Annotated in this window: 16 protein-coding genes; 5 read left to right on the forward strand and 11 right to left on the reverse strand. The window is 35.6% G+C overall.

The window, feature by feature from the left end; translation table 11 throughout:
• Positions 1-9: 9 nt before the first annotated feature.
• From fliS to C2I06_RS14065, 6 genes are all read right to left on the reverse strand, one after another.
• Positions 10-441: a flagellar export chaperone FliS gene (fliS, locus tag C2I06_RS14040; protein ID WP_095330263.1), complete on the reverse strand. Its 432-nt coding sequence runs from the start codon at positions 439-441 to the stop codon at positions 10-12.
• A gap of 55 nt (positions 442-496) precedes the next feature.
• Positions 497-793 (reverse strand): EscU/YscU/HrcU family type III secretion system export apparatus switch protein, encoded by a 297-nt coding sequence (locus C2I06_RS14045; RefSeq protein ID WP_047944767.1) that lies wholly within the window; start codon positions 791-793, stop codon positions 497-499.
• Positions 790-5916 carry a hypothetical protein gene (locus C2I06_RS14050; protein ID WP_123258250.1) on the reverse strand — a complete coding sequence of 1709 codons (5127 nt, stop codon included), beginning with the start codon at positions 5914-5916 and terminating at the stop codon, positions 790-792. The genes C2I06_RS14045 and C2I06_RS14050 overlap by 4 nt, the downstream gene beginning before the upstream one ends.
• A gap of 137 nt (positions 5917-6053) precedes the next feature.
• Positions 6054-6467, reverse strand: a complete 414-nt coding sequence (locus C2I06_RS14055; RefSeq protein WP_095334308.1) for a TIGR03826 family flagellar region protein — start codon at positions 6465-6467, stop codon at positions 6054-6056.
• A gap of 13 nt (positions 6468-6480) precedes the next feature.
• Positions 6481-7173 carry a ComF family protein gene (locus tag C2I06_RS14060; protein ID WP_095334307.1) on the reverse strand — a complete coding sequence of 231 codons (693 nt, stop codon included), beginning with the start codon at positions 7171-7173 and terminating at the stop codon, positions 6481-6483.
• Positions 7170-8669, reverse strand: coding sequence for an ATP-dependent helicase ComFA (locus tag C2I06_RS14065; protein ID WP_095334306.1), 1500 nt, complete (start codon positions 8667-8669; stop codon positions 7170-7172). The genes C2I06_RS14060 and C2I06_RS14065 overlap by 4 nt, the downstream gene beginning before the upstream one ends.
• A gap of 468 nt (positions 8670-9137) precedes the next feature.
• Here C2I06_RS14065 and C2I06_RS14070 point away from each other — a divergent pair, with 468 nt between their 5' ends.
• Positions 9138-10094, forward strand: coding sequence for a hypothetical protein (locus tag C2I06_RS14070; RefSeq protein ID WP_095334305.1), 957 nt, complete (start codon positions 9138-9140; stop codon positions 10092-10094).
• Between the two features lie 561 nt (positions 10095-10655).
• Here C2I06_RS14070 and C2I06_RS14075 read toward each other — a convergent pair.
• The 3 genes from C2I06_RS14075 to C2I06_RS14085 form a co-directional block, all read right to left on the reverse strand.
• A complete protein-coding gene (locus C2I06_RS14075) occupies positions 10656-11495 on the reverse strand; it encodes a DegV family protein (RefSeq protein ID WP_123258251.1) in 840 nt (279 codons plus the stop codon).
• Positions 11496-11812: 317 nt separating this feature from the next.
• Positions 11813-12499 (reverse strand): response regulator, encoded by a 687-nt coding sequence (locus C2I06_RS14080; protein ID WP_095334303.1) that lies wholly within the window; start codon positions 12497-12499, stop codon positions 11813-11815.
• Between the two features lie 170 nt (positions 12500-12669).
• Positions 12670-13809, reverse strand: coding sequence for a sensor histidine kinase (locus C2I06_RS14085; RefSeq protein ID WP_123258252.1), 1140 nt, complete (start codon positions 13807-13809; stop codon positions 12670-12672).
• A gap of 545 nt (positions 13810-14354) precedes the next feature.
• Here C2I06_RS14085 and C2I06_RS14090 point away from each other — a divergent pair.
• From C2I06_RS14090 to C2I06_RS25055, 4 genes are all read left to right on the forward strand, one after another.
• Positions 14355-14987: a YigZ family protein gene (locus C2I06_RS14090; protein ID WP_123258253.1), complete on the forward strand. Its 633-nt coding sequence runs from the start codon at positions 14355-14357 to the stop codon at positions 14985-14987.
• Positions 14988-15117: 130 nt separating this feature from the next.
• Positions 15118-16221 (forward strand): LCP family protein, encoded by a 1104-nt coding sequence (locus tag C2I06_RS14095; RefSeq protein ID WP_095334300.1) that lies wholly within the window; start codon positions 15118-15120, stop codon positions 16219-16221.
• A 271-nt stretch (positions 16222-16492) separates the two neighbouring features.
• Entirely contained in the window at positions 16493-18862 is a 2370-nt protein-coding gene (locus C2I06_RS14100) for a SpoIID/LytB domain-containing protein (RefSeq protein ID WP_123258254.1), read from the forward strand.
• 154 nt (positions 18863-19016) lie between these two features.
• Positions 19017-19154, forward strand: coding sequence for a hypothetical protein (locus C2I06_RS25055; protein WP_163186423.1), 138 nt, complete (start codon positions 19017-19019; stop codon positions 19152-19154).
• A 63-nt stretch (positions 19155-19217) separates the two neighbouring features.
• Here C2I06_RS25055 and C2I06_RS14105 read toward each other — a convergent pair whose 3' ends face one another.
• Positions 19218-20276, reverse strand: a complete 1059-nt coding sequence (locus C2I06_RS14105) for a glycosyltransferase family 4 protein (protein WP_123258255.1) — start codon at positions 20274-20276, stop codon at positions 19218-19220.
• Positions 20277-20575: 299 nt separating this feature from the next.
• Positions 20576-22129 carry a glycosyltransferase family 2 protein gene (locus C2I06_RS14110; RefSeq protein WP_123258256.1) on the reverse strand — a complete coding sequence of 518 codons (1554 nt, stop codon included), beginning with the start codon at positions 22127-22129 and terminating at the stop codon, positions 20576-20578.
• Positions 22130-22290 lie beyond the last annotated feature (161 nt).

The following is a 22290-nucleotide window of genomic DNA, read 5'->3' on the forward strand; positions in this document are numbered from 1 at the left end:
CCTTTTGTTTTAATTTTTATCATATGTCATGATATTTTTTTCGTATGCCAATGTTTTTTGGCGAAGACCAGTATTTATCTTAGGTGTTTTTTCTTTCATGCTTGCAGTCCAAGCTGCAAGCAGTTCTTCTACTATCGTTTTAACTTCTTGGATAATGGATATATCTTTTTTTAAATTGGCATCAATAAGTTTTCCTGCTATATAGTTATATAACATGTCTAGTTGATCGGCGATAATTCCTGCCTCATAATTAATCCCAGCGCCAAGTCTCCAGACAATGTCATTAGCTTTCTTTAATTTAACATTCGCGAGGATATAATCTTTATTCTCTATATTTTCAATTGCTTCTTCTAAATTATTTAGGCATGCTTCGTATAATAACGCTGTGAGTTCTTGTGGAGATTTTTGATAGAGTACTTCTTCTGTAATAAGGTTAGCCATGATTTTCCACCTCCAAATGCTCCTGTTTTTTTTATCGGAACAACTTTTAATTTCTTTAATATTTTTTATTCATTTCTTCAATTAATAGAAGAATTTCTGCTATTACTGAATATAATTGAGGAGGAATACTATCTCCTAAGTCCATATCTAATAGATTTGCGACAAGAGAGGAGTCTTCTTGCATATGGATATTATTTTTTTGGGCCAATTCTATTATTTGTTGAGCAACTGCTCCCTTTCCTTGTGCAACAACGGAAGGGGCAGTACTTTTATCGTCATATTTTAATACTGCTGCAACTGGCCCATTTCTTTCAAAACGATTTTTTTGATTATAATATCTTGTCATGCTCATATTTGTAAGTTAACTCCTTTCTCTTGTATGAATTCATTAACGCTTGCAAGCCTTTTATTCTCTTTTTTCTCTATTGCTTCAGCTGAAGGATTCGTAAGATGCGTAAATTGGATATTTTGAACTTGATAACCAATCTCTTGTAAACGATCTACCGCAATTTTAGATAGCGGCGACATTTTCTTTTCAAAATCTGCTAAATCATTTTTTACGGTGATAGATAGATTGCGATCTGTCGCATTTAATAAAATTCCAACATCCCCTAATTTCTTCGTTTCTAAAAGAAAGTAAAGATTGCAATTTTCCCAATCTACCTGCTCTCCTTTTGATTTTGAATTGATAAATACTTGTATATTCTCATTTTTCTCGCCTAACAGCATGGGTAAATTAAAGAACATGCTTTGCAATTGGCTAGATGAATCTTGCTTATTTAATAATTGTTGACCATTAATATTGTTTAATGCCTGTTCCGCCTGCCTGCTAACTGTTTCATCACCTAAATTTTCACTGCTTGCCAATTTCAATAATGTTGTCTTTAGATTATCTTCTTGTTCTTTAGTTGGTGTATGGCTTGAAACTAGTTTATTTGCTACATCGCTCTCTCGATTTAAACCGAATGAGCGGATTTTTTCATACATTTGTCGTGAAGAAGGCTCTTCTCCTTCTAATATATAATTCCTCCCCATATCTTCAGATTGTTTTACCAAACTTTTCAATGGAGATACTTCTTCTAATAACGCACTATTTTTTGAAACATAGTGGACAATTTTTTGTTCAGATGGCTTATATTGAATACTCTCAACCATCTTCTTCACCTCTGAAACAATTTCAGTTGCTTTGGCAGTATTTCCATTAGAAAGATATTTTTTTGCCTCCGCTAATTGTGAGCTTGCCTGGAGTAATCGTTTTTCGGTACGCATATCGGCATATAACATTAAATCACTTTTTAAAATTGTTTGATCTAATTTAGCGATTGTACTTTCAATTATTTTGGATGCTTGCGGAATACTTGAATCTTTATATTTTTCCATTAATTTTTGTGCATTATCTAAATTCCGATAGATTTCTCTCTTTATATCTCTAAACTCATGTGTTGCCTCTGCTAATTTTTGCGATATTTTTGTTACCAATATATCCTTTGATGAGATGCCCATGGCTTGTAACTGACTATCCCATCGTTTCTCTTCCATCTCCACTTGTTTTGGAGAACTATCTTCTACATAATTTTTATTTTCCTGTTGTATTGCTGTTTCTACTTCTTGTAAAGCTTTAGAAATATTTTGTCTAGATGCCATCTCTCTGCCTTTACTACTTAACTCTAATGAAGTATTAATTGCTTTTTCTATCTTTTCTTTTTTATCTGGACTTAAGTTTTCATTTTTGCGAAGCTCAGACTTTAAATCATGCAGTGCCTTTTCTAAAATAGGCTCCTTCTGTATTTGTTTAACAGCTTGTTTGATACTATCCAACTGTAATTGAGTTGTCGCGTTAGCCCTAGCAGCTTCTCTATTGCTCTCATTTTGTTGAACTGGACTCTTTTCATTAGGAATTTTTGCATTATCCATATCGATAACCTGATTAAGAGCAGTTTTTATACGCTCTTTGGACGCTACATTTAATTGATCTGCTTGGTTAAGAATCTGTTCTACTTGTTTAACCACTTCCGGCGGCATTTTTGGATTATTGGTTATCGTTTCTTTTACCGTTTGGATCGCTTTTTGTAGGTTTGGCTCTTGCTTTATTTGGTCTTTCGTTTGGTTCAATTGATCTTGTACTGCTTTGCTTTGGTCTGTTGATATTGGTTTGGTTTGTTGGGCTGTTATTTCTTGTTCCGCTTTTGTGAGTGCTTGTACTAATTTCTCGCGGCCAGCACTTTCTTGGCCTAAACGCTGGCTTATTGTCGCTTCTCTTACTGCCTGTTCTACTTGTTTAACCACTTCCGGCGGCATTTTCGGATTGTTGACTATCGTTTCTTTTACCGTTTGGATCGCTTTTTGTAGATTTGGCTCTTGCTTTATTTGGTCTTTCGTTTGGTTCAATTGATCTTGCACGGCTTTGCTTTGGTCTGTTGATATTGGTTTGGATGGTTGGGCCGTTACTTCTTGTTCCGCTTTTGTGATTGCTTGTACTAATTTCTCTCTGCCCGCACTCTCTTGGCCTAAACGCTGGCTTATCGTTGCTTCTCTTACTGCCTGTTCTACTTGTTTAACCACTTCCGGCGGCATTTTCGGATTATTGATTATCGTTTCTTTTACCGTTTGGATCGCTTTTTGTAGGTTTGGCTCTTGCTTTATTTGTTCTTTCGTTTGGTTCAATTGATCTTGCACGGCTTTGCTTTGGTCTGTTGATATTGGTTTGGTTTGTTGGGCCGTTACTTCTTGTTCCGCTTTTGTGATTGCTTGCACTAATTTCTCGCGTCCTGCACTTTCTTGGCCTAAACGCTGGCTTATTGTCGCTTCTCTTACTGCCTGTTCTACCTGTTTTACTACTTCCGGCGGCATTTTCGGATTGTTGACTATCGTTTCTTTTACCGTTTGGATTGCCTTTTGTAGGTTTGGCTCTTGCTTTATTTGGTCTTTCGTTTGGTTCAATTGATCTTGTACTGCTTTGCCTTGGTCTATAGGTTTGGATGGTTGGGCCGTTACTTCTTGTTCAGCACGAGTCAATGCCTGCACAAGCTTCTCTCTGCCCGCACTCTCTTGGCCTAAACGCTGGCTTATTGTCGCTTCTCTTACTGCCTGTTCTACCTGTTTTACTACTTCCGGCGGCATTTTCGGATTGTTGACTATCGTTTCTTTTACCGTTTGGATCGCTTTTTGTAGATTTGGCTCTTGTTTTATTTGATCTTTCGTTTGAGTCAATTGATTTTGCACGGCTTTGCCTTGGTCTATAGGTTTGGATGGTTGGGCCGTTACTTCTTGTTCCGCTTTTGTGATTGCTTGTACTAATTTCTCTCTGCCCGCACTCTCTTGGCCTAAACGCTGACTTATCGTTGCTTCTCTTACTGCCTGTTCTACCTGTTTTACTACTTCCGGCGGCATTTTCGGATTGTTGACTATCGTTTCTTTTACCGTTTGGATTGCCTTTTGCAGGTTTGGCTCTTGCTTTATTTGGTCTTTCGTTTGGTTCAATTGATCTTGTACTGCTTTGCTTTGGTCTGTTGATATTGGTTTGGTTTGTTGGGCCGTTACTTCTTGTTCCGCTTTTGTGATTGCTTGCACTAATTTCTCGCGACCGGCACTTTCCTGGCCTAAACGCTGGCTTATTGTCGCTTCTCTTACTGCCTGTTCTACTTGTTTTACTACTTCCGGCGGCATTTTTGGATTATTGGTTATCGTTTCTTTTACCGTTTGGATCGCTTTTTGTAGATTTGGCTCTTGCTTTATTTGGTCTTTCGTTTGAGTTAATTGATCTTGCACGGCTTTGCTTTGGTCTGTTGATATTGGTTTGGTTTGTTGGGCCGTTACTTCTTGTTCCGCTTTTGTGATTGCTTGTACTAATTTCTCTCTGCCCGCACTCTCTTGGCCTAAACGCTGGCTTATCGTTGCTTCTCTTACTGCCTGTTCTACTTGTTTAACTACTTCCGGCGGCATTTTTGGATTATTGATTATCGTTTCTTTTACCGTTTGGATCGCTTTTTGTAGATTTGGCTCTTGCTTTATTTGGTCTTTCGTTTGGTTCAATTGATCTTGCACGGCTTTGCTTTGGTCTGTTGATATTGGTTTGGTTTGTTGGGCCGTTACTTCTTGTTCCGCTTTTGTGATTGCTTGCACTAATTTCTCGCGTCCTGCACTTTCTTGGCCTAAACGCTGGCTTATTGTCGCTTCTCTTACTGCCTGTTCTACCTGTTTTACTACTTCCGGCGGCATTTTCGGATTGTTGACTATCGTTTCTTTTACCGTTTGGATCGCTTTTTGTAGGTTTGACTCTTGTTTTATTTGGTCTTTCGTTTGGTTCAATTGATCTTGCACGGCTTTATCTGTTGCTATTGGTTTAGCTTGCTGGGCCGTTACTTCTTGTTCCGCTTTTGTGATTGCTTGCACTAATTTCTCGCGTCCTGCACTTTCTTGGCCTAAACGCTGGCTTATTGTCGCTTCTCTTACTGCCTGTTCTACCTGTTTTACTACTTCCGGCGGCATTTTCGGATTGTTGACTATCGTTTCTTTTACCGTTTGGATCGCTTTTTGTAGGTTTGACTCTTGCTTAATTTGGTCTTTTACTTTATTCAATTCCGTAGCAGACTCTTGTAAATTTCCTGTTTTTATATTAGTCAATACATCCATTATTTTAGTTTTGGCTATCGATTGCAGTTTTTCAGAATCTTGTATAGCTTGTGTAATACTTTTTATATGCTCTTTCGATATCCGTGGATTTTCGCTTATTTTTGTACGTAATAGCTCTATTCCTTTCTGAATATCCGCTTCCGTTTCGATTGAAGAAGATAATTCACTTATTAATTTACTCAAAGCATTATTTGGTTTTGAACTAGTTTCATTTTTTAAAGCATAGACTGTATTATGATGTTCTACTTGATTTTCCGATAAATTTTTTTGAAAATTAGGGTCTATCGCATTAGCTATTTTTGTAATGATATCATTTAAAGGCTCTCCATTAACTGCTGCATGAATAGAACGTAAATTAACTGCTGATATCTCTAGATTTTTGCTTGCCAGAGCACGTATTGAAACTAATTTTTCATCTATTGTTCCTGTTTCATCTTCCAAAAATGCATTTAACTGAACTAATATATCTCTATTTATAGTAGTCTTTTTTCCTAAAATAGCCGTTGCCATTCTTAATTCATTTTTACTTTTTTCTGAAATACTCATATCTTCTATCATTTTCTCTGATGAAGGATTCGATGGTAAGTCAGGAGTTTTAGTGGTGTTTGTTTTAACTTTTATTTCACCACCATCCATATCACTAATTTGGACAGAAACTCGATTTTCCTTGGGAATCGTTTCTTCAAATTTCACATTAAAGTCTTTTCCTTTAATTTGGACAACCGCTTCAGTTTCTGAAATCCGAGATTTAATTTGGGCATTATATGTTTCATTTTTTAAAAGCTCTAATTGTTTTTCATTGGTTGTTACATTGGATAGTTGGGTTTTATTAGATATTTGCATAATAACACTCCCATAAAATACATTCTTCTTACTATATCGGCCCAATGCTTTCTAACTTTATTTATTCAAGAAAAATGGTAAAATTTAATTAAAAAAGTTTAATAGAAAAATAATTCTATTAAACTTTTTTAATTATTCTACCTTTTATCTAATACTCGATAGGCTGATTTATTTCGTTCTTCAATTTCTCTTTTTCGTTCTTCTTCTTTTTCCATCACATTGAGATCATTCTGTATTCCTGATAAACAAGAATGACACAGCTTCCCTTCGCGAATAATCGTTCCACACTTGGCACAAGGATATCCAAGATTAGGGAATTGGGCAAGCTTGATTCTGCCTTTTTTAATAAATTTATAAATCAACGTTCTTTCTACACCAGTTGCTTCGACCACATCATCCATCTGTGCTGTGCGATTCTGCTTTTTGCGAATATATTGGTATACTTTTTCATAATCTGCTTCTTCTTGTTTATAGCATTTCAAACACACATCTCGAATGTTATTTAACACATATATATCGCCACAGTTTGGGCAATTCCCTAGTTCAGCCATCTATGATTCCTCCTCATCTTGCAATCGTAAAGGAAGTGATGGACTTTGCTCCCGCTTCCTTTAGCACTTTCGCTGCATTTCGTAACGTTGCACCTGTAGTATATATATCGTCCACCAGAACAATATCTTGAGCAATAACAGCCTCTTTCTGCTCTATTTTAAAAATATTTTCTATCTGTAATCGTTGTTTCCGTGTTTTTTTCGATTGTTTTTCACTATGTGTGCGCACAAGACCATTTACGTAAGGAACTTTTGCATAAAAGAGAACTGCCTCTACTTGATTAAAGCCTCTTTCGTACAAACGTTCGTCACTTAATGGAATGGGCATCACCACTTTATTTTTTCCGAAATCCTTCGGTAAAAATGAAACGAAAGCTGCAGCAATTTGATAGTCCCCTCTATATTTAAACCGTGCAATCGTTTCTTTCAAAAAATCATTGTACAAAAATAACGATTGGTTGGATTGCAGTATTCCTTTCCATTCCTCTACGCCCTCCCACTTTTGACAATCATGGCACATACCATCCTTAATATGAACAGATTCCAGCAACTGCAGAGATCGGCCACAAGTTCGGCAAGTATCTCCCTTTATTACTGCTAACTTCTCTTTACAACTGGCACATAAATAACATTCTGGTTCTTTTGAGAAAAGATAGGTCCAATTAAATTCCGGTATAACTGGTGCTAAACAAATCACACAAATCATAATAGAAGCATCCCCTTCTCTCTTGCCTCCTGATTGCTACTCTTAATTTGCTTTCGTGCTAATACCATATTATTTGTTTTTCCATAATGAAAAAAAGTAATCGTTCCATCTGGAAATTCCTTTTTCCTCCCTACTCTTCCCGCAATCTGTACAAGGGCACTCTCTGTGAAAATCCGATTTTCTGCTCCTAACACTGCAACATCTACATTTGGAAAAGTGACGCCCCTTTCTAAAATCGTTGTGGTAACAAGCAAATTTACTTCTTTATTACGCATTTTTAGTACCTTTTCCTTTCGATCAGGATCTTCGGCATGAACTGTTTCAATCGTATCAACAATTGGCTGCAACAGCTTTTTTACTTTTTCCATATAATAAATTTTCGGCACGAATAAAAGCATTGGTTTATTGTGTGGAACCCGTTTTCGAATCCAATCAACTAGCATGACAGGCAGCTTATCCTTTTTCAAGCCCTTTTCCCAATTCCCACACCATTGAAAATCTGGAACAGGCAACGGATATTGATGAAAGCGTGCTGGAATAGTCACAGAGTGTATTTTGTTATGCTTGCACTTTTCTTGCCAGCCTTTATTGGGAGTCGCCGTTAAATAAATAAGTGTCGATTGTTCTTTCCTAGCTTTTTGCACAGCGTATTGAAGCGATTTATCGACGGAATATGGAAATGCATCCATTTCATCCAAAATAATGAGGTCAAAGGCTTGGTGGAACCGGAAAAGTTGGTGAGTCGTGCTAATGGTTAGCGGACTATACTGATGACGTTCTTCACTACCACCATAAACAGGCAGTACCTTTATTTCCGGAAAAACTTCCTGCAGTCGCGGAGCCAACTCGAGGACAACATCTGTACGAGGAGTAGCAATACATACACGTTGATTATCTCGCAGTGCTTTTTCAATTCCTTTAAAAAGAATCTCCGTTTTCCCAGCGCCGCAAACGGCCCAGATAAGGAGCTCCGATTGTACCTCGATAATATGCTCCATTTTCTCTGATGCCACTTGCTGTCCTTGCGAAAGCCTGCCGCTCCATTGTAAAGTGATCTTTGATGTTTCTTGATCTCGTTCTGGTCCGTGCCATGTAATTAATGGGGTACATTCACTTATTCTCCCCATCATGATGCAATTTCGACAATAAGTGCAGTGTTCCTGACAGCGCGCGCAGGGAAAAGTAGCAAATAACTCCTGATTTTCATTGCCACAACGCATGCAAATATATTTATTGCGTGCTTTTTTCTCCACACCTTTCCTATATGAGCAATAACCATTTTCGTAATGTGTTTGGATTTCTTGTTCAGAGAAGGGGAGTTCAGCTAGTAGTAAAGCTTTACCTTGGAGCGTGGCTTGGAGTTGTGGATTAAATGGATAAGCTCTATTAAGCGACGGCGTTATCAGTTGGTTTTGGGAAGCATTTGAGATTCGGAAAGAGTGAGGGGAATTACTTTTCGTTGGGAGTAATATATTGTCCTTTTGATAAAAACGCATTATTTTCCTCCTAGTTCTGATTTACATCAATTTAGAAAAAATGTTTTCCGTCCCATAGGCGTTAATCATGCGGAATAAAGCATTCATCACCTGGCAAAAAACAAAGTGGAAAATCCACGTCCTTTCCCCCCTGTATCCTGCCAACTTCCCTTGATAAATGGAATATTAGGATGATGAGCTCTATTGCTCGAGAGCAAGGCCTCTAAGTGGAGCGCTCGATATGGATATTCAATTGGTTTACGATTAACTGCTCACTTCCTTTCTTTTTTATACTGAATTTATTCTATACTGCCATTTGAATTCCTGCCTATTTGATAAAAAAGGACTAGTGAATAAAACCAATTGCTTTTGTTTACTAAACTGCAATTTGGTAACTACATAATTTAAATTTTTTATCGTTAGTCGATATAAAATATAATACCAATTTTCAGTTTTTATATTAACTGGTAATAAAAAAGGAGTGTCGTTATGCAAATTAATCTTTTGTTTGAAGGAGCAGTAAAAGAACAATTTAAGCAACAAGTATCGACCAATACAGATGTACTAACGGGGCAGCCACTAGGTGGGAAAAAGGAAATTGAAGTAGAGCGTGACGGAAAAGCTTTTACTTTAAGATTCTCTGATGAAATCAAACACCTAAAAGCAGCGACAGATGAAGAAATTGCACAAATGTTTGCTCAGCAAGTAGAGGACCCATCTGATATTTTTTCATATCGTCCGCGAGACCAATGGCTTATTTTCAGTCAATATTTAAATGATAATGGTATCTTTGATGGGAAGAATGCGAAGGATATTGAAGAAATTGAAAATCTACTTGTAGATATAACGGATGGCTTAGATAATTTAGATATTGCTACACCAAAAGGCCGAGATATAAAATCTGGAAGCAAACCTATTACACAGCAATTAACTTCTGCTGAGGCACAATTAGAACTTGCCTCTTCAACAGCTGCATTACAACTATTTAGTGAGAAATATGTTACAGGCGATGCGAAAGAGGGCTTTCACCAATTGATTGAACAGTACACAAAGCGAAATGAAAAACGTGTATTGAGTTATAAGTCAATCGAAGAAAAATTTTATCAAGGGCGTGCGAAGATTTATGAAACACGACATATGGATGCATCTTCTTTAAATGCCAAACAAAAAAATAATTTATCGATTACAAATAAACTAGGCAAAATCACTTATACAGAAGCAGAAATTTCCAAAATGATTGAAGGTTATAAAGAAAAATTCGGAATGCTTCAAAATAAATCAGATGTTGATGTCCTCATTGCTAAATTGCAGGATGAGCTATCGAAGTTTGTTACAAAAGGTATTTCTAAACAAGATAAAGACTACGAAGCAGCAAATAACTTCGTTAAAGAGAAAACAGCAAAAACTTTTGAGCGCATTGCAGATTATTGGAAAAAATTATTATAATAATATACAACACCATACAAAATAACGTTTCCAAATCAAAGTTTGGGAACACCCCCAAAACTCGTAAACGTTGATTTAACAATGTTTACGGGTTTTTACATAATGGAAGATTTCAAAAGCTTCCGAGAGCAACAAATGGAGATTAATAAACAGCTGATTGAAGAAATCCTTGATCAGCATGAATACATAGAGAAGCGCTTATAAGAGAGGTACCGGTTGCTCGTAGAATCGATGAGCCAAACGCTGGTGGCTCGTAAAGAGATTACTGCAGCTGAGAATACGGAGAAGAAAAAATGGTGGTATTTTGGAAGATAGGGGAAGTTTAAAAATACCACCTTGTGGATCAAGAAGGGACCTTGAGCCTAGTCAAGTTCTTACAGCGGTACTGGACTGAATGTAGTAAGGGAGGATACAAAGCTGTAAATGCTTGACTAACACGATTTACAAGCTAGTCATGACGAAGGAATGAAAAGGGGCGCTCTTCCCCGTTCATTTTTCCTTGCGACTTCCACAAAAAAATCCCGATTCTTTTCCAAGAACCGGGATTCCAAACAGCATTTATTATCTTTTCTTTATCCAGCCAAGTCCCATTGATCCTTCTCCTAAGTGTGTACCAATAACAGCACCAAAGTAACTTAAAGAGAATTCGATATTGGGGAATTCTTGCTCTAATTCTGCTTTCCATTCTATTGCTTCTTCTTCACGATTACCGTGGATGATGGCAGCGTAGTAGCTACCTCCATTCGTTTCTTCGCGGAGAAGTTCGACAATTCGCCTCATTGCTCTTTTTTTTGTGCGGATTTTTTCAAATGGGACGATTATTTTATCCTTAAAATGCAGCAATGGCTTTACCTGCAGGAGACTGCCGATGATTGCTTGAGCACTGGAAAGTCGGCCGCCTCTTTGGAGATTGGATAGATCATCTACCATAAAATAAGCGTTGCTTGTTTGTTTTAATTCGTCCAGAATGGGTATGATTTCTGCTGCGGTTTTCCCTTGTTGGACTAATTTGGCTGCTTCTATTGCATAGAAGCCTTGAACCATGCAGCTTATTTCTGTATCAAAAGCAAATACTTCAATGCCCTCGACCATGTCTCCAGCAGTAATGGCTCCTTGATAAGTGCCGCTGATTCCACTTGATAAATGAACACTTATTACTTCATCATAATTCTTAGATAGTTCTTCAAATAGCTCTACAAATTTTCCAATAGCTGGTTGAGAAGTAGTAGGCAGGTCCATCTTTCTAACTGCTTCATAAAATTCAGATGCAGTTAATTCTCTTTCCTCCTCATATACTTCTGACCCTAAGAAGACTGTCAAAGGGATCATATATATATTGTACTTCTCCCTCACCTCTTTAGGAATATAGGCCGTACTATCTGTAACAATAGCTGTTTTCATGCAATTAGTTACCTTCCTTATCTATTCTTTGTATACATATTTTAACTAAAAAAGTTTATTAGCATTATCTATTAATTCTATTATAATGCACATAAAGAGGAATTTATATGGAATTTTAAATGGCAAGGAACTATTATAACAGATTTTTCACTTTATAGGTTGATTAGAATGGCAATAATTCTTCCCTATCACTTCCTCTAATTCTTTCGCATTTTCATATAATCGCAAGGAAAACACCAACTTCACCAAAATAGAACTATTCGTTAAAAAAAGGAGTTTCCTCAAACCAACAAGTGATTTAGGTAACCCCTTTTTTCTTAACGAACTTCTACCCAACCGTTTTTAATAGCAACAACTACTGCTTGTGTACGGTCGTTCACATTCATTTTTTGTAAAATATTACTTACATGGTTTTTAACCGTTTTTTCACTAATAAATAGTGCCTCGCCGATTCCTCGGTTACTTTTTCCATCAGCAAGAAGCTGTAAGACTTCACATTCACGTCTTGTTAATAAATGCAACGGTCTTCTAATTTCTACTACTTGGACATGATGTTCATCCGAATTTGCATTCTCTAATGCTAAACGGCGATATTCATTAACGAGATTATGGGTTACTTTCGGGTGTAAATATGAACCTCCATCTGCTACTACTTTAACTGCTTCAACCAATGCATCTGCATCCATTTCCTTAAGCAGATAACCGCTCGCACCTGTTTTAAGGGCATGGGTTACGTAGTTTTCATCATCATGAATAGATAGGATAATGACCTTTGTCTCTGGAAATTTCTCTAGTAATTGTCTTGTTGCCTCTACACCGTTAATGGTAGGCATATTAATATCCATGATTGTTACGTCGGGTTGGTATTCTTCGATTAGCTGAATAGCTTGTGTACCATCGTCGCCTTCCGCTACTACTTCGAAACTCGATTCGAAGTCGAGAATTCTTTTTACCCCTTCTCTAAATAATTGGTGATCATCAATAATAACTATCTTTGTAGTCAACTGCTCCGCCTCCCTTATTTTCTTTAGGCTTTCGTCCCAATGTTATTTTTGGTAGGAAAATGAAGTTCTCGCTTTCCTATCCAGACAAGTATCCTCCACTCCATTCAACGCAAAAGTGTTAAACATCATTTTGGTTAAAATAACATACTTCTCGAAAACAGTCATTTTTATCATCTAATAGGAACGTTGATCATAATAATGGTTCCAACTCCAAGTTTGGAATCAATGGTTAATTCCCCATCCAGTAGTTCTACTCTTTCTTTCATCCCAATTAAACCAAAGGATTCTTCTTTTTTCTCATTCTTATCGAATCCTTTTCCATTATCCTTAACTAAGACGATAACTTGCTCCATTTGTAATTCTACTTTTACGGAGATTTTAGATGCTTCTGCATGCTTTAAAGCATTTTGGACTGATTCTTGAACTAAGCGAAAAATGGCAACTTCATATTTGCTTGGAAGTCTTGTTTCTTTTCCAATGGTGGCAAACTCAATTTTAATTGATTCATGATACTCTTCTGTTGTTTTCAAATATTTTTTTAGCGTCGGAATAAGACCTAGGTCATCTAAAGCCATTGGACGAAGATCATAAATAATTCGTCTTACCTCATATAATGCACTTCGTACCATCACTTTTAAATTTCTGATTTCTTCAAAGGCCTCTTTCGCCCCATGCTCTTTATATATTCTTTCCACTAAGTCAGAGCGCATCATTACATTTGCCATCATTTGTGCAGGTCCATCGTGTATTTCTCGAGAAAGTCTTTTCTTCTCTTCTTCCTGGGCACCAATAATTTTCAAGCCGAAATCCTGCTTTTGTTTGGCGTCTTCGATTACTTCGCCAACTTGCTTTAAATCACTAACCAAATAATTCATCACGACAGAAATTTGTGTGACCAGATGTTCTGCCCGCTTAATTGTTTCATCTAGACCTAACAATCGACGCTCTAGATCATCGCGGCGTTCTCGATACTGCTTTTCTAGGTGCCGATTCATGCTCAAATCCATTTGCAGTGTATGTGCTCTTTCATAAGCTTCGCGTACTTCTGCTTCTGAGTATTCATTAAAATGCTTACTCACTTCTGATAAGCGTTTACGGGCAAACCGCGACTGGATTTCTAGCTTGTCTCCTTTTTCTATCGTTTCTAATACAAGAACTTTCATTTCTTTTAATTCTTCGGTAAGGGTTTCATAATCTTGTCGACATTGTTCTCCAATACGAAAAATTTCATCTTTGCTTGAACCAACGGTTTTAATCATTTGTTCTACAATATAATCTAACGTTTTTGTGTCAAATTTCCTTATCAACATATTTAATTCCTCCAAAAAGGCTAAAACCCTTCCAACATCCATTCTTATTTTAGCTTGAAAGTTAATAATATGTTTAATTCATCGAAAAATAAATTAAAATCGTTATTTAGACATATATCACCCTATATAAAACCATGTCCGAAGACCTATTAACATCAAGAATTACTGTGAAAAAGTATGTAAAAATGCAATAATATAATTTTATCCTATTCTAAACAAAAAACAAAGTAAAAGAAAATAGAGAGATAAAAGCGCCTGTAATCAAAGACTCGTAAGCCTCTCCATGAAATATAGCCCATACCATATGTAGCGGGTCTTTTCGAGCATGGAGTTTTACTTATTATATCATGCTTGCTAAATCGCTATATTAAGATTTGATTACAATGCGAACAATAATTGAACAATAAACAATGTCGAATTATAATGAAATAAGACTAATTATCGATTTTCTACTATTTTTTTATAGAAAATGGTTACAAAAAAAAGCTTATATAACGAACAAACCAATATTAGTGGAAAGAGACACAAAGAAAGGAGCTGCCCATATGCTTCCTTCCTATCTTACTGTGCCTAGCTACGGAGAATATGAACTAATTATTCAAAAATCACGCTTTATTGCTCATATCGCTCGAACAGAAACAGAAGAAGCAGCACAGGCTTTCATAGGAGAAATCAAGAAAAAACATAAAGAGGCAACACATAATTGTTCTGCTTACTTAATTGGAGAGCATGATCAAATTCAAAAAGCAAACGATGATGGGGAACCGAGTGGCACCGCAGGAGTACCAATTCTTGAGGTCCTGAAGAAAAAAGGACTGAAAGATACAACAGTCGTTGTTACCCGTTACTTTGGTGGGATTAAGCTTGGTGCAGGTGGGCTTATTCGTGCTTATGGAAAAACAACCTCTGAAGGATTAGCAAATATCGGTATTATCGAAAGAAAGTTAAAGCAAATAATCAGTGTATCCATCGAGTATCCCTTACTTGGTAAAATAGAAAATGAATTACGTTCAAAGAACTATGAAATTAAAGATATCCATTATTTAGAAAATGTCGAAATAGATGTCTTTGTAGATTCTGATGAGGTGGAGACTTATAAGGATTGGATAACTGACTTGACGAATGGACAAGGTATTATAAAAGAAAAAGCCACCTTGTACGCTGAAACCCTCATTTGAATTTTTTACAATTAATACAAAAATATACCTGGTATAGAAATAAACTACTAATTTACGTTAAAGAGTGATAGAGGTAAGATAGTATGTATGATTTCATTCCGCTATTTCTTAATTCAAAAAGGAGAAACTTATGGCAAATAATACAAGAGAGACTTTAATAAAGGATACAAAGAAAAAGAAACGAAAAAAAATTAAGCTTTTTATTTTTGTCCCATTGCTGGTTATTATCTTAGCAGGGATTGGTTATGGAGCTACCTTATATTCCAAGGCAAAATCAGTGGCTGATGATTCTTACGAGCCAATTGACCGTGATTCTAAAAGGGATACAAAAGTAGATCCAAACATTGATGACGTTTCGATTTTATTCATTGGAGTAGATGATAGTAAGAAAAGATCGAGCAAATCCGGCACAACCCGTTCTCGTTCCGATGCTCTCATGCTTGCTACTTTAAATGAAAAAGAAAAATCCGTTAAATTGCTGAGCATCCCACGTGATTCCTATGTATATATTCCGGAACGCGGCTATTCTGATAAAATTACCCATGCCCATTATTTCGGCGGAGTTTCATCAACTTTAGACACAGTGGAAGAATTGCTAGATATTCCTGTTGATTATTATGTAAAAATGAATTTCGATGCCTTTATGGATGTAGTAGATGCATTAGGTGGAATTGATGTCGATGTTCCAGTAACATTTACAGAACAAAACTCAAAAGATAAAGCAGGCGCCATTCATCTTGAAAAAGGTTATCAAGAATTGGACGGCGAACAAGCACTTGCCCTTGCACGAACAAGAAAAATCGATAACGACATTGAACGTGGGAAAAGACAACAATTAATTATGCAAGCCATTATGAAAAAAGCAGTCTCTATCGAAGGGATTACCAAATACTCAAAAGTGATGGAAGCGATCGGAAGCAATATGACAACAGACTTATCATTTAGCGATATGCAATCTTTAATTGCATATGCAACTGCGGATAATGGTTTACAAGTGGAGACACTAACGCTAGCTGGAACTGACGGCCGTGTCGATAATAAATACATCTATCAATTGGATGAAACAGCATTAGCAGAAACAAAATCGATTCTTCAGCAACATTTAGGAATCACTAAAAGTCTTCAATCTGACTCCAACAGTACAACGGATACAGATACAACAGTAGACACTGAATCAAATACTAATACTAATACTAATACAAGCACTACAACAGACACTTCTACTTTAAATTAATCTTTATACCTGACATACACTTATCTTCTGGTGTATGTCTTTTTTTGCAAAAAATTTATACTTCTTCTGCTTACATCTATATTTGCCTTCACTCGACTTCTATCAAAACTATTTACCTCTTAAAATACCAGTATTACCCACGAAACAATAGTATAAAAGTATGATAGAATCATACTAGCTTCATGATGAAAGAAAGTTTTACTCTTCTATCGTTCCAATGGTTTCAATTAAATTACAGATCTACATCAATTAAATAAAAGGAGCAACGATATTGAAAAAAACATTCTCATTGTTGTTATCATTCATCTTATGTATTTCTCTATTACCTACATTTGGACAGCCCACTTATGCAGCAAGCGGCAGTGAACCACAAGTACATGTTATGCTAAAAAATTATCTAGGAAACAAAACTCAAATTAGCATTGCACCATCAGGAACATATAAAACGACAGATGGAAAAATTTCCCTAAACAATACAACAGCCTATACCCTTAAAATAGAACAAGCTAAACTTAAGCTATATAAAGGAAGTACTTTTCTTTATGAAGCTGATTCATTAACATTTGCTCCATCCAATCCTGATGATTATCTAACAATTAACAATAGAAAATACAAAGGTTCTTTTACCTTTATGATGGAAACGATAAATGGTTCTAATTATGTTCGCCCGGTTAACACTCTTGGGATGGAAGAATATCTTAAAGGCGTTGTTCCGAGTGAAATGCCTGCTTCCTGGAATATAGAAGCTTTAAAAGCACAGGCAGTGGCAGCAAGAACATATTCTTGGAATTATGGCGGCAAAACCATTACAGATACAATCAGCCATCAAGTATATGGTGGCTTAAATGATTCCCATCCTAATTCAGATCAAGCAGTTGAAGCAACAACTGGCCAAGTCCTAAAATTTAATAATCGCTTAATTGACGCTGTTTTCTCTGCAAGTAACGGCGGGGTAATGGATTCGGCGAAAAACGTATGGGGCAATGATTTTGCTTATTTAGTAAATGCACAAGATTCGTTTGATACAAGCTATACATGGAGCTTCAATGTTCAGAAAGCCCAAATAAATATGCAAGATTATGATGTAGCAAACCCAGATGCTTGGTGGAATAAAGTTTCTGAAAAAGACAGCACCATTACAACGAATATAAAAAAATGGTTAAATGATAATGGATATAAGGATAAAGACATCAAAATTGTCGCTGTTCCTACCTTATCTTTTGATAACCCTTCTACAACGAAAAGAGTAAGCACAGGTTCTATCTCCATTCAATTCTATGTAAAAAATCAGAGAGATTCAAAAGGAGCACTCCTTTTACAAGAAATAAAACAGGCAAATGTGGCAGCATCGAAAGTAAGAGCAATCATCGGCATAAATAATGTAAAAAGCTATCTCATTACAAAGAGCTCTTCTACTGTTGATACACACAGCATCGCTGGAAGAGGATATGGACATGGTGTTGGTTTAAGCCAATATGGAGCAAATAACCGCGCAAGTGCTGGACAGAAGTACAATACAATCTTAGCGTTTTATTATCCTGGAACACAATTAGTTACAGAATACAGTAAGACTGCTGCAATTACAGTTCCTGAACTAAAAGAAGGAAAAGCTGAATTTAATCAAGCAAACAATACGGTTAAAGTGGGCTTTACCCTAACAAAAGCAACTAGTACTGTTGTAACAATTAAAGATAACGATGGAAACAGTGTTGCTACACTTTTAAACAATGGGGCCTTACAAGCTGGTAGTTACGATTATACTACTAATGCTTCAAGCTGGAATAATGGCAGTTACACAGCTGAAATAACAGCAACGGACATTGCGAATAATAAAGTGACAACGAACATTGCCTTCCAGGTCGCAAAAATAGAAGTGCCAACTATTAGTATTAGTTCCATCAAAACTGCATATGATCAGAAAGGCAATACTATTAATGCATCCTTCGCTATCAATCAACCATCTAAAGTAACGGTGACGATTTCGGACAGCAAGAATAAAGTAATGAAAACTTTAGCTAGCAATAAGTCTCTATCTGCCGGTACGTCCTCCTATAAATGGGATGTCCGTAGTGTAAAAGATGGCACTTATACGCTAACGATAAAAGCGGTTAATAATATAGGAAAAGAAAAAACAGAGAAACAAAATTTCACGCTTAAAAAAGCTGTTGCACCAACAATAAAAGATGTAAAAACAAGCTATGATACAGCAGGTAACAAGATAAAGACTAGCTTTAATATCAATCAATCAGCAACATCCACAGTAAAAATCTTGAATAGTAAAGGCAAGGTAGTTAAAACTCTAGCCTCTAATAAATCATTAAAGACAGGAATCCATTCTTTTACTTGGAGTGTTGGAAAAGCAGCAGACGGCAGCTACACTGTGTCTGTAGAGTCTGTAAATGGAAGTAAACTAAAGAGTACAGTTACGAAAAAGTTCACCTTATATAAAGTAAAAACAGGGACTGTAAAAGCTTCTAATCTTAATATTAGACAAAAAGCTTCCACCTCTTCCAAAAAGGTTGGTTCGATCCCAAACAATAAGAAAGTCACCATATACGCGAAAAGCGGTTCTTGGTACAAAATTAAGTATGGGAAAGTCACTGGTTATGTATCAGCACAATATGTGAAAAATGTGAAATAGCCAAAAAGGTAATTATTATATAGAGCACGGAGCATAGCCTCTGTGCTCTTTTTTATTCACTCCCTTAAATAATAGATAGAAAATCGAATTAAAAGCTTGCAAATTTGTACATACTATTTTTATTGGTATTAAAGTAGTTAAGCGAGGGATTGAAATGAAAAAGTTAAATATTTTCAATAAAGTTACTCCTGAACACTTAAAGCATTATGATAGTGAGATCTTTCATCTTGATGATGAAGAAGGAGAAGAAATAGATTCATTTTCTCTCAAGAAAGAGAATGAATGGATGTAAATGCATAATAATAAAAGTCGGGAATGTCTCCGTTATTAGAGACATTCCCGACTTTTATAATCATTATTTTTTTTCTGCTGAATATCTTATATCATTGATAAATTTTAAGATAGGTTTATAATTCTTCCCTACCAATCCTATTTTCTCTACGATTAATTCAATAACCAACAATACTGTAACAATTAATAAAATGGCTCCCCACACCTTAGCTTGGGAAAAAATAACAGCAACTAAGCCAAAGAAAGAGGCCATTGCATAAATAATAATTACTGTTTGTCTATGAGTAAAACCTACATTTAACAAACAATGATGCAAATGCGATTTATCAGGCGCCATTAACGGCTGCTTATTCACTAAACGACGAATGATCGCAAAAAACGTATCGGAAATAGGAACCCCTAAGATAATCACAGGAATAACAAAGGAAATTAACGCTACATTTTTAAATCCGAGTAATGACATAACTGCTATTATATAGCCGAGAAATAACGCACCCGTATCCCCGAGGAAAATCTTAGCAGGATAAAAATTAAAGAATAAAAAGCCTAATGTGGCCGCTAAAACGATAGAGGAAATAGCAATTACATACCCATTCCCCATAATCATAGCCATTCCAGTAATCGTAAATAATGCGATACTAGAGACTCCTGATGCTAGACCATCTAATCCATCAATTAAGTTCATAGCATTGGTTATTCCTACAATCCACAGAATAGTGATCGGAATATCTAAGAACCCAAACTCCAATTTACCTCCAAAAGGAAGATTGATGAATTCTACCTGTACTCCACCCCAAACAACAACAATCACGGCTGCTAATGTTTGCGCTAGAAATTTCACTTTCGCTGAAAGATTATAAATATCATCTAGCATTCCAGTTACAATAATTACCGCACTACCAAGTAAAATAGGATAATGATAATCTTTATCCGGATTAATAATTAATGCTCCAATTAAAAAACTTATATATATTGCTAAACCACCCATGCGAGGCATAACTTTCTGATGAACTTTACGTTGTTCTGGTTTATCCATTGCTCCTAATTTAAATGCAAGCTTTTTTACTACAGGAGTAAGCAAGATAGAAGCGATAAAACATACAACAAGCATTATATAAATCATATAGATCCTCCCTAATGCCTTAATAACGCACATTTGTAGGCATCCGTCTTTCCTTACAATATCGAGATTTATTATAGCACATTTATGAGATACTTGGTCTCTATAATTTACTATCTTTTTTTACAATTATATTACATAAAAATAATTGCTTTGTTTACTATCATAATATAAGACGTATAAAAGTCCAGAAGGTTTCAACTGATTAATACATTTTTCACCAATTATCGTTCGTTCAATAGAGTTAGTATACGATTTTTCATGTAAGAAAACAGTGACTTAAAAAAGCCACTGTTTTCTTTCTATTTTCCAACATTCAATCCTAAATTAGAGTTAACGGTTGTATAAAAATGAAAGGATTTTTTATCTAATACTTTTTGATGAGGATCTATTCGGCTTATACTTACTTTTTGATAATCATTATATTTAATAAAGATTCCATAGCTTCCTTTTGCTAGCTGTATTAATGCTGAGTTAGGTAAAAATGTTTCATAGAGATACTCTTCAGCTTTCGAAATAGAGAAGGAATATTGATCGTCTGGATTGCTTCGATTTCGAAAAATTAATTCATTTAAATTCTCCGTATAATCTCCATATACATAGAATTTAAATGTATAACCATCTTCTTGGAAACTTCCGTCCTTAAAGAAAGCTGCCATTGATACTCTTATATGTTCATATCCTTCAACAGGAGTGATCATATATGGTAAGTTATCATTAACAATAACTTCCTTCACTTTTTGACTTTTATCCCACATAAATAATTTCGCTATTTTGTCAAATTCACCATTTAGGTACATTTGATAAGCAGATTTATTGATATGATGGAAAAATTGATTTGTTATATCATATTTTAAATCCTTTGTTGTTTCGACTACCTCTGCAAATTTTTTAAAATAGGCACTCTTATTTTTGCTTTTGAAAAAATGCTGTCTATTAAAAAATCTTGTAATACAGTCAAACTCATATAATCTATTTAAAATCATTTTTTCTATTTGTTCATCCAATTGCTTTGCTTTAACATAGTTAATAACTTTAATATTCGTATCCATTTTATGCATGATATCAGTTTGTTTCGTTAGTGAAGCATTATTTTCATCCAAACGATTTAAATAGTAAATCGTTTTGGTTGTAGTGGAGATGGCGCGCGCATGGACCAAAACATCGATGAAAAACTGCTTGTCCTCAGCAAATTTCATTTCTGGATACTTAATATTATTTTCCTTTAATAAAGATGTTTTTACCATTCTTGCTCTTGGTCCTAAATGTTGAAAGATATGGGGAATTGAAGTAGGAAGTACACTTCTTCTTTCCATGCATGATTCATGTTCTCCAACAATCTTTGTTGATTTGCTTTCGACCTGAATCGTTTTCCCAACCACATAATCATCATTAGTTTCTTTTAAAATAGAATACAATGTCTGTAAACCATCTTCTTCTAACCAATCATCTGCATCTAAAAATGTCACATATGGAGAAGTAGATAATTCTATTCCTAAATTCCTTGGATGTCCAGGCGTACCGGTGTTCTTTTCCAGAAAAACAACTTTAATACTATTTGGATATCTTTTAGCATAATCTAGCAGAATAGGTCGTGAATTATCAGTCGATCCGTCGTCTACAAGGATATATTCCACTTGATTAAAATCCATTGTTTGATTAATGACAGATTCAACCGTTTTCTTTATATTTTCCTCTGCATTATATACCGGAGTAACAACTGTAACTAATTTGTCCATTTTCTTCTTAAATATTCCTAAAATGTTTGCTTTTTTTTCATATACATAGTATCCATCCGTGTTGTAATGAATATTATTCTCTCTTTCAAAGCTATTTCGGTTATAGGATTCAGTCATTCCATTAACCTCCCCAATCCATATGTATTTTCCAATATATAAATTACTATTATATCTATCATTCATCATATACCAAGAAAAAGTAATTTTCCATTATTATTCCACATATTCTACGAACTAAAACAAATTTACACAAATAAGAAACCGCCTTATCTGGCGGT

Origin of the sequence: Niallia circulans (assembly GCF_003726095.1) — a bacterium.
Lineage (GTDB): Bacteria > Bacillota > Bacilli > Bacillales > Cytobacillaceae > Niallia > Niallia circulans_A.

Bases quoted from the DNA above. Each gene is read 5' to 3' on its own strand.
- C2I06_RS14090 (WP_123258253.1), top strand. From the start codon at position 14,355: ATGCTTCCTTCCTATCTTACTGTGCCTAGCTACGGAGAATATGAACTA.
- C2I06_RS14050 (WP_123258250.1), bottom strand. From the start codon at position 5,916: ATGCAAATATCTAATAAAACCCAACTATCCAATGTAACAACCAATGAA.
- C2I06_RS25055 (WP_163186423.1), top strand. From the start codon at position 19,017: ATGAAAAAGTTAAATATTTTCAATAAAGTTACTCCTGAACACTTAAAG.
- C2I06_RS14075 (WP_123258251.1), bottom strand. From the start codon at position 11,495: ATGAAAACAGCTATTGTTACAGATAGTACGGCCTATATTCCTAAAGAG.
- C2I06_RS14110 (WP_123258256.1), bottom strand. From the start codon at position 22,129: ATGACTGAATCCTATAACCGAAATAGCTTTGAAAGAGAGAATAATATT.
- C2I06_RS14070 (WP_095334305.1), top strand. From the start codon at position 9,138: ATGCAAATTAATCTTTTGTTTGAAGGAGCAGTAAAAGAACAATTTAAG.
- C2I06_RS14095 (WP_095334300.1), top strand. From the start codon at position 15,118: ATGGCAAATAATACAAGAGAGACTTTAATAAAGGATACAAAGAAAAAG.
- C2I06_RS14085 (WP_123258252.1), bottom strand. From the start codon at position 13,809: ATGTTGATAAGGAAATTTGACACAAAAACGTTAGATTATATTGTAGAA.
- fliS (WP_095330263.1), bottom strand. From the start codon at position 441: ATGGCTAACCTTATTACAGAAGAAGTACTCTATCAAAAATCTCCACAA.
- C2I06_RS14105 (WP_123258255.1), bottom strand. From the start codon at position 20,276: ATGATTTATATAATGCTTGTTGTATGTTTTATCGCTTCTATCTTGCTT.
- C2I06_RS14060 (WP_095334307.1), bottom strand. From the start codon at position 7,173: ATGATTTGTGTGATTTGTTTAGCACCAGTTATACCGGAATTTAATTGG.
- C2I06_RS14055 (WP_095334308.1), bottom strand. From the start codon at position 6,467: ATGGCTGAACTAGGGAATTGCCCAAACTGTGGCGATATATATGTGTTA.
- C2I06_RS14065 (WP_095334306.1), bottom strand. From the start codon at position 8,669: ATGCGTTTTTATCAAAAGGACAATATATTACTCCCAACGAAAAGTAAT.
- C2I06_RS14045 (WP_047944767.1), bottom strand. From the start codon at position 793: ATGAGCATGACAAGATATTATAATCAAAAAAATCGTTTTGAAAGAAAT.